General features: G+C 66.5%; 13 protein-coding genes. 8 read left to right on the forward strand and 5 right to left on the reverse strand.

Annotated features, from left to right (window positions below; translation table 11 throughout):
* Nucleotides 1–18 precede the first annotated feature (18 nt).
* Nucleotides 19–3105 (forward strand): EAL domain-containing protein, encoded by a 3087-nt coding sequence (locus tag AC07S4_RS04270; RefSeq protein WP_494985409.1) that lies wholly within the window; start codon nt 19–21, stop codon nt 3103–3105.
* A 120-nt stretch (nt 3106–3225) separates the two neighbouring features.
* On the opposite strand, the gene AC07S4_RS04275 is transcribed toward AC07S4_RS04270, so the two are convergent.
* A complete protein-coding gene (locus AC07S4_RS04275; protein ID WP_494985410.1) occupies nt 3226–4929 on the reverse strand; it encodes an MFS transporter in 1704 nt (567 codons plus the stop codon).
* Nucleotides 4930–5153: 224 nt separating this feature from the next.
* Between AC07S4_RS04275 and AC07S4_RS04280 the strand changes: the two genes are divergently transcribed.
* The 6 genes from AC07S4_RS04280 to AC07S4_RS04305 are packed head-to-tail and all read left to right on the forward strand — an operon-like array spanning nt 5154 to nt 11501.
* A complete protein-coding gene (locus AC07S4_RS04280; protein ID WP_494985411.1) occupies nt 5154–6332 on the forward strand; it encodes an acetyl-CoA C-acyltransferase in 1179 nt (392 codons plus the stop codon).
* Nucleotides 6333–6392: 60 nt separating this feature from the next.
* Nucleotides 6393–8273 (forward strand): acyl-CoA dehydrogenase, encoded by a 1881-nt coding sequence (locus AC07S4_RS04285; RefSeq protein ID WP_494985412.1) that lies wholly within the window; start codon nt 6393–6395, stop codon nt 8271–8273.
* A 33-nt stretch (nt 8274–8306) separates the two neighbouring features.
* The gene (locus AC07S4_RS04290; RefSeq protein WP_494985413.1) at nt 8307–9089 is read left to right on the forward strand and encodes an SDR family oxidoreductase; all 783 of its coding nucleotides are present in this window, start codon (nt 8307–8309) and stop codon (nt 9087–9089) included.
* Between the two features lie 10 nt (nt 9090–9099).
* A complete protein-coding gene (locus tag AC07S4_RS04295) occupies nt 9100–10095 on the forward strand; it encodes an NADP-dependent oxidoreductase (RefSeq protein ID WP_494985414.1) in 996 nt (331 codons plus the stop codon).
* 11 nt (nt 10096–10106) lie between these two features.
* Nucleotides 10107–11021, forward strand: a complete 915-nt coding sequence (locus AC07S4_RS04300) for an SDR family oxidoreductase (protein WP_494985415.1) — start codon at nt 10107–10109, stop codon at nt 11019–11021.
* 48 nt (nt 11022–11069) lie between these two features.
* Nucleotides 11070–11501: a GNAT family N-acetyltransferase gene (locus AC07S4_RS04305; protein WP_494985416.1), complete on the forward strand. Its 432-nt coding sequence runs from the start codon at nt 11070–11072 to the stop codon at nt 11499–11501.
* Here AC07S4_RS04305 and AC07S4_RS04310 read toward each other — a convergent pair.
* Entirely contained in the window at nt 11452–12846 is a 1395-nt protein-coding gene (locus AC07S4_RS04310) for an MFS transporter (protein WP_494985417.1), read from the reverse strand. The genes AC07S4_RS04305 and AC07S4_RS04310 overlap by 50 nt on opposite strands.
* A gap of 129 nt (nt 12847–12975) precedes the next feature.
* Between AC07S4_RS04310 and AC07S4_RS04315 the strand changes: the two genes are divergently transcribed.
* On the forward strand, nt 12976–13884 hold the full coding sequence (locus tag AC07S4_RS04315) for a LysR family transcriptional regulator (protein ID WP_494985418.1): 909 nt from the start codon (nt 12976–12978) through the stop codon (nt 13882–13884).
* Nucleotides 13885–13905: 21 nt separating this feature from the next.
* On the opposite strand, the gene AC07S4_RS04320 is transcribed toward AC07S4_RS04315, so the two are convergent.
* Genes AC07S4_RS04320 through ygfZ form a run of 3 tightly spaced genes read right to left on the reverse strand, consistent with a single transcriptional unit; the run spans nt 13906 to nt 15954 of the window.
* On the reverse strand, nt 13906–14655 hold the full coding sequence (locus tag AC07S4_RS04320; protein ID WP_494985419.1) for an NRDE family protein: 750 nt from the start codon (nt 14653–14655) through the stop codon (nt 13906–13908).
* Nucleotides 14646–14936: a DUF4936 family protein gene (locus AC07S4_RS04325; protein ID WP_494985420.1), complete on the reverse strand. Its 291-nt coding sequence runs from the start codon at nt 14934–14936 to the stop codon at nt 14646–14648. Before AC07S4_RS04325 ends, AC07S4_RS04320 begins: the two co-directional genes overlap by 10 nt.
* Before the next feature lies 1 nt (nt 14937).
* Nucleotides 14938–15954 carry a CAF17-like 4Fe-4S cluster assembly/insertion protein YgfZ gene (gene ygfZ / locus AC07S4_RS04330; RefSeq protein ID WP_494985421.1) on the reverse strand — a complete coding sequence of 339 codons (1017 nt, stop codon included), beginning with the start codon at nt 15952–15954 and terminating at the stop codon, nt 14938–14940.
* Nucleotides 15955–15956 lie beyond the last annotated feature (2 nt).

Genomic DNA, 15956 nt, shown 5'->3' on the forward strand with positions numbered 1-15956 from the left:
AACATTGGAGATGTCGAAATGTCACTGCTCGCGGAGTTTGACAGCCGCCTCGCGCGGCTAAGCCTGCACAGCAGGCTGTGGGCCGTCGTTGCCAGTTTGGCCATGCCTATGCTGGCCGCTGCCTTGCTGGCCGGTTTTGTGCACTTGTACGCGGTGCACGCCTGGCGCGCCTATAGCGGCCAGGAGCAGTACGCGGTGCAGCTGGCGCACAAGGCGGGCGCGGATCTGCGCCTGCTGGACGCGCCCGCCACGCGCGCGGCGGCGCTGCTGGCCCTGCGCGCGCAAATGCGGGACGTGGCCGGGCTGAGCGGAGAGTCCAGCGTGCGCCGGGCGGCGCAGGCCGTCACCGCCAGCAGCTATGAATACGAGGAAAAAGCCAAGGCCGGCGCGGCGCCGCCAGCCGCCGCCACGCTGGCTCCGCTGCTTGACACGGTCAGCGCGCGCGCAGCCGACGCATCCGAACGCGCCCGCGAGCGTGCTTCCCAGCTGGCGCTGAGCGCCCTGGTGGCCATGTTCCTGCTGCCGGCGCTGGCCACCGGCGCCGGCATCCTGCTGGCGCGGCGCTTCACCCACAGCATAGACGGCACGCTGCGCGACTGCATCGCCTTCGCCGGCGCCATCGCCTCCGAGAACTTCAGCCACGGCGGCAGCCACGCGCGTGCGGGTGCGCGCGCCAAGCGGCTGGATGCGGACGCGGACAGCGCCAGCGAATTCGACATCCTGGTGCGCTCCATGAACCGCATCGCCGACGAAACCAGCATCGCCGCCAAGCGCCACGCGGACAACAACGCCCGCCTGCGCCGTCTGGAGCGGGCCTGGGCGCTGCTGTCGGCCTGCTGGCAGTCCCAGTTGCGGGCGCAGGACGAGAAGGAACTGCTGGCGGAGGTGTGCGCCCATCTGTGCGAACACGGCGGCTACCGCGCAGCTTGGGTGGGCTATGCGCGCGAGGACGAGAAATTCAGCATCGAAGTCGTCGGGCACGGTGGCACGGACGCGAACTATGTGCACAAGCTGGCGCTGAGCTGGGGCGAGGAAGTCCACGAACAGGGCGGCTTCGGCACGGCCATCCACCAGAACCGCACCATGACCACCAGCCAGCTGGCCACCGATATGGTGTTCAATGCGGCGGACCGCCCGGAGGTGCCGCACGGCCTGTTGGCCGCCGCCGCCCTGCCTTTGCGGACAGATCCAGAAGCGGCGCCGTTCGGCGTGCTGGGCATCTATTCCGTGCACGCGGAGATTTTCGACGACGAGGAACTCAAGCTGCTGCAAACCCTGGCGGAGGACCTGGTGCTGGGCATAGGCCGCACCAAGCTGCATGCGCAGTGCGTGGCGGTGGCCGCCGCAGCCGAAGCGGAGGCCCTGGAGCGCTCCGCGCATCCGGTCTATTTTGACGACCTGACCGGGCTGGCCACGCTGGAGACTTTGCAGCGCAAGGTTGCGCCGCTGGCCGCGCAAGCCGCCGCCACGCACCGCAAGCTTGGCGCGCTGCACGTGAACCTGGACAGCTTTGAGATCATCAACGAAAAGCTGGGCCGGGAGGTGGCGGACCAGGTGCTGGTGCAGGCCGCGCTGCGTCTGGCGCAGGCGGCCGGCGAGAAGGCCGTGCTTTCGCGTCCAGGCGCGGACGAATTCATCGTGCTGCTGCCCGGCCTGGTGTCGGCGGCCCATGCGGGCAAGATCGCGGCGCGGGTGGCCGCCGCGCTGGCTCAGCCGGTGGACGCCAGCCTGCTGCCGCCGGACACGCCGCTGCTCAAGCTGATGTGCTCCATCGGCATCAGCCTGTATCCCGACGACACGGGCGACGGCCCCGATGGCGGTCCCTTGCTGGCGCATGCGGCGGAGGCCATGCAGCAAGCCAAACAGCAAGGCGGCAATACCTACCGCTACTACGCCACGGCGCTCAATGCGCAGGTGGCGCAGCGCGGCGCGATGGAGCTGGAGCTGGGCCGCGCGCTGGAACGTGGCGAACTGCTGCTGTACTACCAGCCGCAGGCGAGTCTTGCGCATGGCGGCGTCAACTGCGCGGAAGCGACGCTGCGCTGGCAGCATCCGCAGCGCGGCGTGCTGGCGCCGCAGGACTTCATCCGACAGGCCGAGGAGACCGGGATGGTGCTGCCATTCGGCGCCTGGGCCATAGAGCGGGCGTGCCGGCAACTGAAGGAATGGGCGGACCAGGGCTTGCAGATACCGCCGGTGGCGGTCAACCTGTCGGCCAGCCAGTTCCAGCTGCCCGGGCTGGCGGACACGGTGCGGCATGCGCTGGAGAGCAGTGGTGCGCCGGCCGCTTCGCTGGTGCTGGAGGTGGGTGAACATGCGCTGATGCACAACCCTGAGGCGGCGGCCGCCACGCTGCGGCAGCTGCAGGAACTGGGCGTGGGCCTGGTGCTGGACGATTTCGGCAGCAGCCAGGCCTCGCTGTACTGCCTGAAGGAGTTTCCGTTTGACCGCCTGAAACTGGACCCGGCGCTGGTGCGTGAACTGGGCGCCTCGCCCGGCGCAGCGGTGCTGTGCGGCGCGATTGTGGCGATGGCCCATACGCTGGGGGGCAAGGTGGTGGCGGACGGCGTGGAAACGGAAGCGCAACTGCACAGCCTGCAGCAGCGCCATTGCGACGCGGTGCAGGGCGCGTTGTTCAGCAAGGCGCTGCCGGCCGACGGCTATGCGGCGCTGCTCGCCTCCGGCAAAAAGCTGCCGGTGGCGGCCAAGGCAACGCAGGCGCCGGAGGACAGCGCCGTCATGCGGACCTTGCTGCTGGTGGACGCGGAAGCGGCCACGCTGCGCGCGCTGAACCGCGTGCTCAAGGGCGACGGCAGCAAGATCCTGGCGGCGTCCAGCGGGGCGGATGCGCTGGCACTGCTGGAAATTAATCCGGTGCAGGCGGTGGTGTGCGGCGAGCGCCTGTCCGATATGAGCGGCGTGGACTTTTTGGCACAGGCGGCGGAGCAGCGTCCCGGCGCCGAGCGCATCCTGCTGACAGGCGATGAAAGCTACGCGGCGGCGCTGGACGCCCTCAACAGCGGCGCCGCGCGCCGCATCTTCCCCAAGCCCTGGAGCGACGCGCAGCTGCGCGACTGCGTCTACCAGCCGTTGATGCAAGCGTAAAAAAAGCCGCCCAAGGGCGGCTGGAAGGAACGCTGGCGGGGCGTTTGCCCCGCCGTACCGGGGAATCAATCCGCTGCGTAAGGAACGCTGGCGGGGCACAAGCCCCGCCATACCGGGAAATCAATCCGCTGCGTAGATGTCGTTGTGGATGGTCTCTTTCACGAACAGGGCGCCGATGACTGCGGTGATCAGCGCGATCACGATCGGATACCACAGGCCGTAGTAGATGTCGCCCTTGAAGGCCACCAGCGCGAACGAGATGGTAGGCAGCAGGCCGCCGAACCAGCCGTTACCGATATGGTATGGCAGCGACATCGAGGTGTAGCGGATGCGGGTTGGGAACATCTCCACCAGCATGGCTGCGATCGGGCCGTACACCATGGTCACATACAGCACCAGGATGAACAGGATCAATACCATCATCGGCTTGTTCATCTGCGCTTCGTCAGCCTTGGCTGGGTAGCCTGCCGCCTTGATCGCGCCGCTGACTTCCTTCTTCAGCGCAGCTTCGGTATCCTTGCTGGCTTTGTCGAAGTTCAGGCCGTCAGGCGTCATGGTGGCGTTGAAGGCGCTGATTTCCTTGTCGCCCACCTTGATCTTGGCAACGGTGCCTGGCGCAGCTTCCACGGTGGTGTAGGCAACCGAAGCGCCGGACAGCATGCCGGTGGCGATATCGCACGAGGATGGGAATTTCTTGGTGCCGGTCGGGTTGAACTGGAAGTGGCAGGAAGCTGGATCGGCCACCACCACCACTGGCGAGTTTTTCAGTGCGGCTTCCAGGGCAGGGTTGCCGTAGTGGGTCAGCGCGCCGAACAGCGGGAAGTAGGTTGCCGCAGCAATCACGCAGCCGCCCAGGATGATCCATTTGCGGCCGATCTTATCCGACAGCATGCCGAAGAAGATGAAGAACGGGGTGGCCAGCGCCAGCGACAGCGCGGTCATGATGTTGGCGTTCGGACCGTCGATCTTCAGCACCTGGGTCATGAAGAACAGGGCGTAGAACTGGCCGGTGTACCAGACCACTGCCTGGCCCATGGTCAGGCCGACCAGCGCCAGGATCACCACTTTCATGTTGCGCCATTGGCCGAAGGCTTCGCTCAGCGGCGCCTTGGAGGTTTTGCCTTCCGCTTTCATCTTGGCGAAGGCCGGCGATTCATTCATGGACAGGCGGATCCAGACCGAGACGCCGAGCAGCAGCACGGAGACCAGGAAGGGAATGCGCCAGCCCCAGGCGTTGAAGGCTTCTTCGCCGGTGGCGGTGCGGGTGCCCAGGATGACCAGCAGGGACAGGAACAGGCCCAGGGTGGCCGTGGTCTGTATCCATGCGGTGAAGGCGCCGCGCTTGCCTTCCGGCGCATGTTCCGCGACGTAAGTGGCCGCGCCGCCGTACTCGCCGCCCAGCGCCAGGCCCTGCAAGATGCGCAGCGTGACCAGGATGATGGGGGCGGCGATGCCGATGGCGGCATAGCCCGGCAGCAGGCCGACGATGAAGGTGGACGCACCCATGATCAGGATGGTGACCAGGAAGGTGTATTTGCGGCCGATCATGTCACCCAGGCGGCCGAACACCAGCGCGCCGAAGGGACGCACGATGAAGCCGGCGGCGAAGGCCAGCAGGGCAAAAATGAAGGTGGTGGTAGGATCGCCGATAAAGAACTGCTTGGCGATGATGGATGCGAGCGAGCCGTACAGATAAAAGTCGTACCACTCAAATACGGTGCCTAGCGAGGACGCGAAGATGACCTTCTTTTCTTCCGCCGTCATGGGCGATGCTTTGCCGCCCGTGTTGCGCAAGCCGTTGGCGGTGCCGGATGCTGTTGCCATGATTTGTCTCCATATAATTATTGAACCCGAAAGCCAATTCGTTGTTACTTCATTAGCTTGGATGCACTATGGACGCTTAACCTTACGTCATGCTTGCTTCAAACTTACGTCAAGCTTACAAGTGGCCTTAGCCCAAAAAGCACGCCAGAAAAATTTGCGAACGACCGTACTAAAATATGATATTCTGGATAAATCGACTATAAACATCTCACCAGGAGACAAAGATGACTGATGCCGTGATCGTTTCGACCGCCCGTACTGGCCTGGCCAAATCGTGGAAGGGCGCTTTCAACATGACGCACGGCGCCACGCTGGGCGGCCACGCCCTGCAGGCGGCCATTGCGCGCGCCAATATCGAGGCGGGCGAGGTGGAGGACGTGCTGATCGGCTGCGCCAACCCGGAAGGCGCCACCGGCGGCAATATCGCGCGCCAGATCGCGCTGCGCGCCGGCTGCCCGGTGAGCACCGCCGGCATGACCATCAACCGCTTCTGCTCGTCCGGCCTGCAAACCATCGCCACCGCTGCCCAGGCCATTATTGCCGGCCAGGGCGACATCTTCGCCGCCGGCGGCGTGGAATCGATCTCCTGCGTGCAGCAGGAAATGAATCTGCATATGTACAAGGAAGTGTGGCTGTCGCAGAACAAACCGGAAATCTACTGGAGCATGCTGCAAACCGCCGAAACCGTGGCCAAGCGCTACGGCATCAGCAAGGAGCGCCAGGACGAATACGGCGTGCAAAGCCAGCAGCGCGCCGCCGCCGCGCAGGCCGCAGGCCTGTTCAACGCCGAAATCGTGCCGATGACCACGGTCATGGGCGTGGCCGACAAGGCCAGCGGCATGCTGGTGAGCCGCGAAGTGACCATCTCGGCCGACGAAGGCATCCGCGCCGACACCACGCTGGAAGCCGTGTCCAAGATCCGCACCGCCATGCCGGGCGGCGTGATCACGGCGGGCAACGCCAGCCAGTTCTCGGACGGCGCCTCGGTCGCCATCGTGATGAATGCGAAAGTGGCGGAAGCCAAGGGTCTGCAGCCGCTGGGCATATTCCGCGGCTTCGCCGTGGCCGGCTGCGAGCCGGACGAAATGGGCATCGGCCCCGTGTTCGCCATTCCCAAGCTGCTCAAGCAGGCCGGCCTGAAAGTGGAGGACATCGGCCTGTGGGAGCTGAACGAAGCCTTCGCCGTGCAGGTGCTGTATTGCGCCGACAAGCTGGGCATCCCGATGGACCGCCTGAACGTGAACGGCGGCGCCATCGCCGTGGGCCATCCTTACGGCGTGTCGGGCGCCCGCCTGACGGGCCACGCGCTGATCGAAGGCAAGCGCCGTGGCGTGAAATACGTGGTGGTGACCATGTGCATCGGCGGCGGCCAGGGCGCTGCGGGCCTGTTCGAAGTCGTATAAGCAGCAAGCACGGGCGCTCGGAGAAGCGCCCGTTTCATAATTAGATTCCTGAGACTACCTATGCAATCCAAACTCCTGTCGCGGCGCGACATCGATTTCCTATTGTATGAATGGCTGGACGTGGAGGCGCTGAACCAGCGCCCGCGCTTCCAGGACCACAGCCGCGAGACCTTCAACGCGGCCATCGACACGGCCGAGCAGATCGCCACCGAGCTGTTCGCCCCGCACAACAAGAAGAGCGACCAGCAGGAACCGCACGCGGTGCCGGGCGAGCATTGCCTGGAGGTGAAGATCATCCCCGAGGTGAAGGCCGCGCTGGACGCCTACGTGGGCGCTGGCCTGCTGGCGGCGGGCCAGGACTATGAGCTGGGCGGCATGCAGCTGCCGGTCACGGTGGAGAAGGTGCTGGCGGCCTACTTCACGGCGGCCAATGTCTCGACCACGTCCTATCTCTTCCTCACCATAGGCAACGCCAACACGCTGTTGAAGACCGGCACGCCGGAACAGGTGCGCCACTACGTGCGGCCGATGTTCGAGGGGCGCTTCTTCGGCACCATGTGCTTGTCCGAGCCGCAAGCCGGCTCCAGCCTGTCCGACATCAGCACCCGCGCGGAGCCGGATCCGGTGCCAGGCCTGGACGGCGAGCGCCAGTACCGCCTGAGCGGCAACAAGATGTGGATCTCGGCCGGCGAGCACGATTTGGCGGGCAATATCGTCCACCTGGTGCTGGCCAAGATCCCCGGCCCGGACGGCAAGCTGATCCCCGGCGTAAAAGGCATCTCGCTGTTCATCGTGCCCAAGTTCCTGGTCAACGAAGACGGCACGCTGGGCGAGCGCAACGACGTGGTGCTGGCGGGCCTGAACCACAAGATGGGCAACCGCGGCACCAGCAACTGCCTGCTCAACTTCGGCGAAGGCAAGTTCAAGCCGCAGGGCAAGGGCGGCGCCATCGGCTACCTGGTCGGCAATCCGCACCAGGGCCTGGCCAATATGTTCCACATGATGAACGAGGCGCGCATCGGAGTGGGCGCGGGCGCCGCCGTGCTGGGCTACACCGGCTATCTGCATGCGCTGGACTATGCGCGCAACCGCCCGCAGGGCCGCCACCCGGCCGCCAAGGACCCGGCGCAGCCGCAGCTGCCCATCATGGCGCACACCGACGTGCGCCGCATGCTGCTGGCGCAGAAGGCCTACAGCGAAGGCGCGCTGGCGCTGGTGCTGTATAGCTCCCGCCTGGTGGACGAGCAGCAGACCGCCGCCACGCCGGAGGCGCGCGAACACGCGGGCCGCCTGCTGGACTTCCTTACGCCCATCACCAAATCCTGGCCGTCGCAATGGTGCGTGGAGGCCAACAGCCTGGCGATACAGGTGCACGGCGGCTACGGCTACACCCGTGAATACAACGTGGAGCAGTTTTACCGCGACAACCGCCTGAACGCCATCCACGAAGGCACGCACGGCATCCACGGCCTGGACCTGCTGGGCCGCAAGGTGGCGATGCAGGACGGTGCGCTGTTCAAGGCCTTCGCCGGCCAGGTGCGCAAGACCGTGGACCGGGCCGCGTCGGCCAATCCGCAGCACGCTCTGTCCGCCGAGCTGCGCGTGCAGGCGGACGCGCTGGCCGGTGCGCTGCGCCGCATCACCCACGTAACGCAAGCACTGTACGCGGCGGGCGATATGAACAAGACGCTGGCCAACGCCAGCACCTATCTGGAAGCGATGGGCCATATCGTGGTTGCGTGGATGTGGCTGGAGCAGGCCGTGGTGGCGGCGGGCGCGCTGGCCTCCGGCGCGGCGGGCGGCGACGCCGATTTCTACCAGGGCAAGCTGCAAGCCTGCCGCTACTTCTTCCGCTGGGAGCTGCCCAAGGTGCAGCAGCAGCTCGATTTGCTGGAAAGCATAGACACCACCACGCTGGACATGCAGGATGCGTGGTTTTAACAAACACGACAAAATCAGACCGGAGACCAAGATATGCGTACTACCCAAGAACTATTCAGCCTGCAAGGCAAGACCGCACTGGTGACGGGCGGCTCGCGCGGCCTGGGCCTGCAAATGGCGCTGGCGCTGGGCGAGCAGGGCGCCAAAGTGGTGCTGTCCTCGCGCAAGCAGTCGGATCTGGATGAAGCCGTGGCCATCCTGGCCAAGCATGGCGTGACGGCCTACGCCATCGCGGCGGACCTGGCCAAGGAAGCGGCGGTTGGCCCGCTGGTGGACGCGGCGCTGGAGAAGCTGGGCGGCCATATCGACATCCTGGTCAACAACGCCGGCGCCACCTGGGGCGCGCCGGCCGAGGACTACCCGCTGGAGGCGTGGGACAAGGTGATGAACCTGAACATCCGCAGCATCTTCCTGGTGTCGCAAGCGGTGGGCAAGCGCTCGATGATACCGCGCAAATACGGCCGCATCGTCAACATCGCCTCCATCGCCGGCCTGGCGGGCAACCCGCCCGGCATGCAGACCATCGCCTACAACACCTCCAAGGCGGCGGTGATCAATTTCACCCGCACGCTGGCGGCGGAGTGGGGCGTGCACGGCATTACCGTCAACGCGATTGCGCCGGGCTTCTTCCCGTCCAAGATGACCGCCGGCCTGCTGGCCGCGCTGGGCGAGGAACAGATGGCGGCCGAAGCGCCGCTGCGCCGCCTGGGCGACGACGAAGACCTGAAAGGCCCCGTGGTGCTGCTGGCGTCCGACGCGGGCAAGCACATCACCGGCCAGACCCTGCCGGTGGACGGCGGCGTGTCCGCACTGTAAGGAGAACAGCATGAGCACTTATCAGCGCATGGTCCTGGCTTCCCGCCCCAGCGGCGAGGTGCAGGCCTCCAACTTCCGCCTGGAGACGGCGGATGTTCCCGCCATCGCGGACGGCCAGATCCTGATCCGCAACCATTATTTGTCGCTGGACCCATATATGCGGGGCCGCATGAGCGACGCCAAGAGCTACGCCGAGCCGCAGCCGCTGGACGCCACCATGATAGGCGGCACCGTCGGCCAGGTGGTCGAGTCCAGGCATCCCAAGTTCGCCGCGGGCGACTTCGTGGCGGGCATGTTCGGCTGGTCCGAGATCGGCGTGTCCGACGGCGCGCTGCTGCGCAAGCTGGACACCACGCATATCCCGCTGTCGGCCTATCTCGGCCCGGTCGGCATGCCCGGCATGACGGCGTGGTTCGGCTTCAACCAGATCATGCAGGCCAAGGCCGGCGAGACGGTAGTCGTGTCCGCCGCCAGCGGCGCGGTGGGCAGCGTGGTCGGCCAGCTGGCCAAGCTGCGCGGCTGCCGCGCGGTGGGTATTGCGGGCGGCAAGGACAAATGCGACTACGTGGTCAATGAACTGGGCTTCGACGCCTGCATAGACTACAAGGCGGGCAACCTGGACGGCGACCTGGCCGCCGCCACCCCGGACGGCGTGGACGCCATCTTCGAAAACGTGGGCGGCGCCGTGTTCGACGCGGCGCTGGCCCGCACCAACGCCTTCGCCCGCGTTGCGCTGTGCGGCATGATCGCCGGCTACAACGGCGAAGACGTCCCCATCCGCAACGCGCGCGTGCTGCTGACCAACCGGCTGACGGTACGCGGCTTCATCGTCTCCGAGCATATGGAGCTGTGGCCGCAGGGCTTGACCGAGCTGGGCGGACTGGTCGCCACCGGCAAGCTGAAATACCGCGAATCCATAGCGGACGGCCTGGCCGCCGCACCGGAAGCATTCATGGGCCTGCTCAAAGGCAAAAACTTCGGCAAACAACTGGTTAAGCTCATCTAAGGCGGACATTCATGAAAAATTTCCAAGACAAAGTTGCCGTCATCACCGGCGGCGCAGCCGGCCTCGGCCGCGAATTCGCCATCAAGGCGCACAAGCTGGGCATGAAACTGGTGCTGGCCGACGTCCAGCAGGACGCGCTGGACAAGACCGTGGCCGAACTGAAGGAGCAAGGCGCGCAGGTGATCGGCCTGATCTGCGACGTGCGCAAGGGCGAGCAGGTGCAGGCGCTGGCGGACGCCGCCATGAAGGAGTTCGGCTCGGTACACCTGGTGTTTAACAACGCCGGTGTGGGTTCGGGCGGCCTGATCTGGGAAAACACGGTGGCGGACTGGGAGTGGGTGCTGGGCGTCAACGTCTGGGGCGTGATCCACGGCGTGCGCATCTTCACCCGGCTGATGCTGGAATGCGCCAAGAAGGAAGAGGGCTACCAGGGGCATATCGTCAACACCTCCTCGATGGCGGGCGTGGTCAATCCGACCGCGATGGGCGTCTACAACGTGTCCAAGCATGCGGTGGTCTCGCTGTCCGAGACGCTGTACCACGACCTGAACCTGGTCGATGCGCCCATCGGCGCGTCGGTGCTGTGCCCGTTCTTCGTCCCGACCGGCATCAACCAGTCGCACCGCAACCGTCCGGACGACGTGAAGATGGACGCCAAGCCCACCCGCAGCCAGCTGGCTTCGCAGGCGATGACGGACAAGGCCGTCACCTCAGGCAAGGTCACCGCCGAGGACGTGGCCAACATCACCTTCCAGGCGATAGCGGACGGCCAGTTCTACATCTACACGCACCCGCAGGCGCTGGGCGGCCTGAAAACGCGCATGGAAGACATGACCACCGGCCGCAACCCGACCGACCCCAACGAAGCGACGCCGCACATCCGCCAGATGCTGAAGGACATGGTGAAAGGCGGTAGCGCGGGTTAAGGCCTGCATGCGACAATTGTGCTTTCGCATTCATGGAGCACGGCAGGCATGGGCACTCGGCACGATATCCGTTTCGGCGACTGGACCGAACTGCAGCGGGACGCGAAGATCATCCGCATGGAGGTCTTCGTGGTGGAGCAGAACGTTCCCGCCGAACTGGAGATGGATAATAACGACGCGGCCTGTCTGCACGCCGTGGCCTATGACGCAGCCGGCGTGGCCATCGGCACCGGCCGCCTGCTGCCGGACGGCCATATCGGCCGCATGGCGGTGCGCAAGGCGGGGCGCGGGACCGGCATCGGCGGCGCGCTGCTGCAAGGGCTGATGGAACAGGCCAGGCTGCGCGGCCACAAGCGCGTGGTGCTGGGCGCGCAGACGCACGCCGCCCCATTCTACGAAAAGCACGGCTTCGCCATCGTCGGCGAGGAATTCATGGAAGCGGGCATTCCGCACGTGGAGATGGCGCATTCCTTTGAATGATGGCGGCGGCAGCCAGGGCCAGCACGGCGGCAACGCCGAACGCGGCCCGCATGCCGCCCAGCGCGTACAAGGCGCCCATGGCCGATGCGCCTGTAATTAATCCCAGATTGCGCGACAGATTGAGCAAGCCGGAGACCACTCCGCGCTGGCTGGCTTCGATGTCCGCCATGACTGCGGTGTTGTTCGCCGCCTGGAACAGCGCGTAGCCTGCGGTCAGCAGCGCCAGCGGAGCGACGTATCCAGGCACGCCGCAACTGGCGGCCGTCCAGGGCAGGACGCTTGCGCCGGCGGCCATGCCTGCCAAGCCGGCCAGGCCCGCCCGGTGCGCGCCTATGCTGTCCACCAGGCGCCCGGCGGGCACGCCGCTCAGCGCCGCCACCAGCGGACCAGCCGACATCACCAGGCCGATCTCCGCCGCCTTCAGCCCCAGGGCGCCGCCAAGATAGAACGGCCCGACCACCAGCGTTGCCATCACCACCGTCGTCACAAGGGCGCTCGCGGCAAAGCCCGCCCCCAGCACGGGATGGCGCAGCATCTGCAGGCGTATCAGCGGCGAGGCGGACTTCTTCTGCGCCAGCGCAAATAGTCCGCCGCCGAGCGCCGCGCCCAGCAGCAATAGCGCGTTCAGCCAGCCGAAATGCCCGCGCCCCAGCGTCATGGCCAGCGCGAAGGCGGCCAGTGCCAGTGCAAGCAGCAAGGTGCCCAGCTGGTCGAACTTTGGCCGTGGAGAGCCCGCAGCAGGGGCATCGGCGGGCAGGAAGCGATAGGCGAGCAGGGCGGAGAGCGCTCCAAGCGGGACGCTGATCCAGAAAATCGCGGGCCAGCCGGCCAAGGCGATCAATCCTCCGCCCGCCGTCGGCCCCAAGGCGGTGCCGACGGCGGACATGGTGCCCAGCAAGCCCATGGCGGCGCCGGTCTTCTCCTTGGGCACGGCGCTGGCCGCAAACGCCATCGCAAGGGACATCATGGCGGCGGCGCCGAGCCCTTGCAACGCGCGTGCCGCGATCAGCTGCCACAGTTCCCCAGCCAAGGCGCACAAGGCCGAGGCAAGCGAGAACAGGACCACCCCGCCGACCAGCAGCCTGCGTCTGCCCAGCAGGTCACCCAGCCTCCCTACGCTCACGATCAGCGTGGTGATCGCCAGCAGATAGGCCAGCACCACCCACTGGACGTGCTGGAACGGCGCGTGGAAGCCGGCCGTCAGCGTCGGCAGTGCGACGTTGGCGATGCTGGTGCCCAGCGAGGACAGCAGCGTCGTCAGCGAAAGCGCGGCCAGCGCACGGCGGGCTGCGGCTGTGAGCGGGATGGGAAGCGCGATGGGAGGCTGGATCGGCCGGGTATTCATGCTGGTTCTCCTGCGGATTGGTCTGCAGCCATCGTAGCCGAGCGCCATCCATGGCGGAAGGCGCACGGGTTGCAGCTTATTAGTGCGTTTAACGCCATATATTCCGTGCTTCCGTGCTATCGTTGCCGCATGACCGCTCCGGACCTCAACCTGCTCATTACGCTGGACGTGCTGCTTGCCGAGGGCAGCGTTGCTCGTGCGGCCAGGCGCTTGCGGCTCAGTCCCTCGGCCATGAGCCGGGCGCTGGCGCGGCTGCGGGAGACCACTGGCGATCCCTTGCTGGTGCGCGCCGGACGCGGCCTCGTGCCCACGCCGCGCGCGCTGGAGCTGCGCGAGCGCGTCAGCCAGCTGGTTCAGGACGCCGAATCCGTCCTCCGGCCGGCGGAGCGGCTGAACCTTGCCGCGCTGGAACGCAGGTTCACGATACGCGCGCGGGAAGGCTTTCTCGACAATTTCGGCGCCGAACTGATCTCCCGCGCCGCAGCCGAAGCGCCCGGTGTGCGCCTGTGTTTTGTGGACAAGCTGGACAAGGAAAGCACCGCTCTGCGCGACGGCACGGTGGATCTGGAAACCGGGGTGGTGGGCAAGGCGACCGGCCCCGAAGTGCGCACCCGCGCGCTGTTCCGTGACCGTTTCGTGGGCGTGGTGCGCGCCGGCCACCCGCTCAGCGCAGACGCCGTAACGGCGGCGCGCTATGCCGAAGGCCGGCACATCGCCGTGTCGCGGCGGGGGCAGGAAAGAGGGCAGATAGACGAAGCGCTGAGCCAGGCAGGGCTGGAGCGGAAGGTAGCCACCATCGTCGGCAGTTTTTCGGCGGCGCTGGCGCTGGTGCGCGCCACGGACCTGATCGCCAGCGTTCCCGAGCGCCAGACCGGCAAGCTGCGCGACGGCCTGCACAGCTTCCCGCTGCCGCTGGCCGCGCCGCAAATCACCGTCTCCATACTCTGGCACCCCCGCATGGATGCAGACCCCGCCCACCGCTGGCTGCGCAGTCTGGTCCACACCATTTGCTCGGGCTCCGAGCTACCACCCGTATGACCTGCGTTCAAAGCTGCTGTTTTACTGGATGAGCATTTCGTGCAGCACAGCGGGGCCATCGGCATAAAGCTTGACCACGGTCGAGCTGCGGGTGCCGTAGCCGGGGGACTCGATGCGGACGGCGGACAGCAGGCGCTCGACTTCCAGCGGCACGCCGGTTTCGGGCAGGCGCAGGTCCGGGGCGCGGGTGGTGTCGGCCAGCATTTCGAAGTAGGCGTCGTCGGGCGCGCCCAGGCACAGCAGGCTGGCGAACTGGGCTTTGGTCTTCAGCACCTTGGGCCACGGCGAGTCCAGCGTGGCGTTGGACAGGCCGTAGATGCCCGGCGCGAGCGGCTGGCCGTTGCGGGGATCGTCGCCGCCCTTGTTCGAGTACCAGATCAGGGTGTCGCGGTCGCCGATGACGAGGTTGAAGCCGTTGTAGGCGTCCGCGCCGGGACGGATGTGCTCCACATACTCGGCCGGCGACATGCTGCCGGCCAGAAAATCGGACACCAGCTGGCCGCGCGAGGGCGCATCGGCCTTGTGCTCCAGCGGCGCGCGGATATTGGTGATGGCGGCAAAGCGCGGCGAAGCGACGCCGGCTGCGGCATCGGTTTGAGCGACGCCCATCCAGCTGCCGCCCGCCTTCAGGTCGCGGCCCGCGTAAATGCGCGGCTGCTCCGGCCACGGCCCGGCCGGGGCCGCTTCGCGGGCGTAATATTCATCGCGGTTGGCAGCAGCGATCAGCGGCACGGCCGGCACCACTTGCCAAGCGAAAACGATCAAACACATGAGTTGAAATCCGTAAAAACTTCGGTGTGGCGGGGGCCGGCCGTGAGCGGCAGCAGCCCGGATTGCTGGACGGCGGCCGCCAGCGCGGCCTCGAACCCGTCCGGCACCGCCGGATAAACTTCCATCCAGGTCTGCAAGCCATCTTTGGCCTGCGGACGGCGCTTCAGCTGCGGCAGCGCGCCGCAAGCGCTGGCCAGTCCGGCCTGCATGGCCGTGACCGCGCCGTGCAGGCTGGCCGTGTCGGCCTCCCGCACCTGGTAGTAGATGTACAAATCGGCCATGCTAGACGTCGAGCTTGTCCAGCACGTAGGGCATGGGCAGGAATTCCAGCGGCACGCCGTCCGCCGAACCCAGGCGCACAGCGCCCTGTTCCAGCGCGTCCAGTTTCATTTCCACCAGCGCGTCCACGCCGCCCAGGCCGTTCGGCGCGGCGTTCACCACCATGCCGCAAGGCTGGGACGGATCGGCCTCGGCAAAGACTTCCGCGCCGGCTTTAACGTCGCCATCGGCCAGGCGCACCAGCGCCGTGCGGCGCTTGAGCTTGCCCAGGTACTGGCTGCGCGCGACGATTTCCTGGCCCGGATAGCAGCCTTTCTTGAAATTGACGCCGCCCAGCAGCTCGAAATTGATCATCTGCGGTACAAACTGCTCCTGTGTGGCGGCGCTGATCTGCGGCACGGCGGCGTGGATTTCCGCCAGGCGCCAGGCCTCGTTGCCGCCCACGTTCAGCTTGTCCGCCAGCACGGGCGCGACGGTTTCCGCGATTTCGGCCGAGGTGATCCACAGGTAGCGCGGCGCGCCGAACGCGTCCGCCAGGCGCAGCAGCGTGCCCAGCGGGTGCTCGATCTTGCTGTAGGGTTGCTCCGGCAGCGGCTCGAACCAGGTCTGCAGCACGGCCTCGGCCATGCCGCCGCCCAGGGCCAGCACCACTTGCGTGGCGGGCGCCTCGGTGGCGTCGGCCAGCTTGGTCTTGGCGCGCATCACGAACATGGACAGGCGTTTCTGCAGGGCGGGCTGGATTTCGCGCGGCAATTGCAGGAAGATGGACTCCTCGTTGCGCCATAGCAGGAAGGTGGCTTGCAGGCGGCCTTTCGGGCTGCAATAGCCGGCCAGGCGCACGTCGTCCAGGCCCAGGTGCTCGACGTCGTTGGTCAACTGGCTGTGCAGGAAAGTGGCCGAATCCGGGCCGCTCAATGCGATCAGGCCTTGGTCGGTGACGGCGGCAACAAAGCCCACGGCCAGTTCGGTCGGGGTCAGTGGCTTGCCCTGCGGCGTTAAAAGTTGATTCCAGTTACTCATAA

It is taken from the genome of Pseudoduganella sp. GW821-FHT05F09, assembly GCF_059419605.1.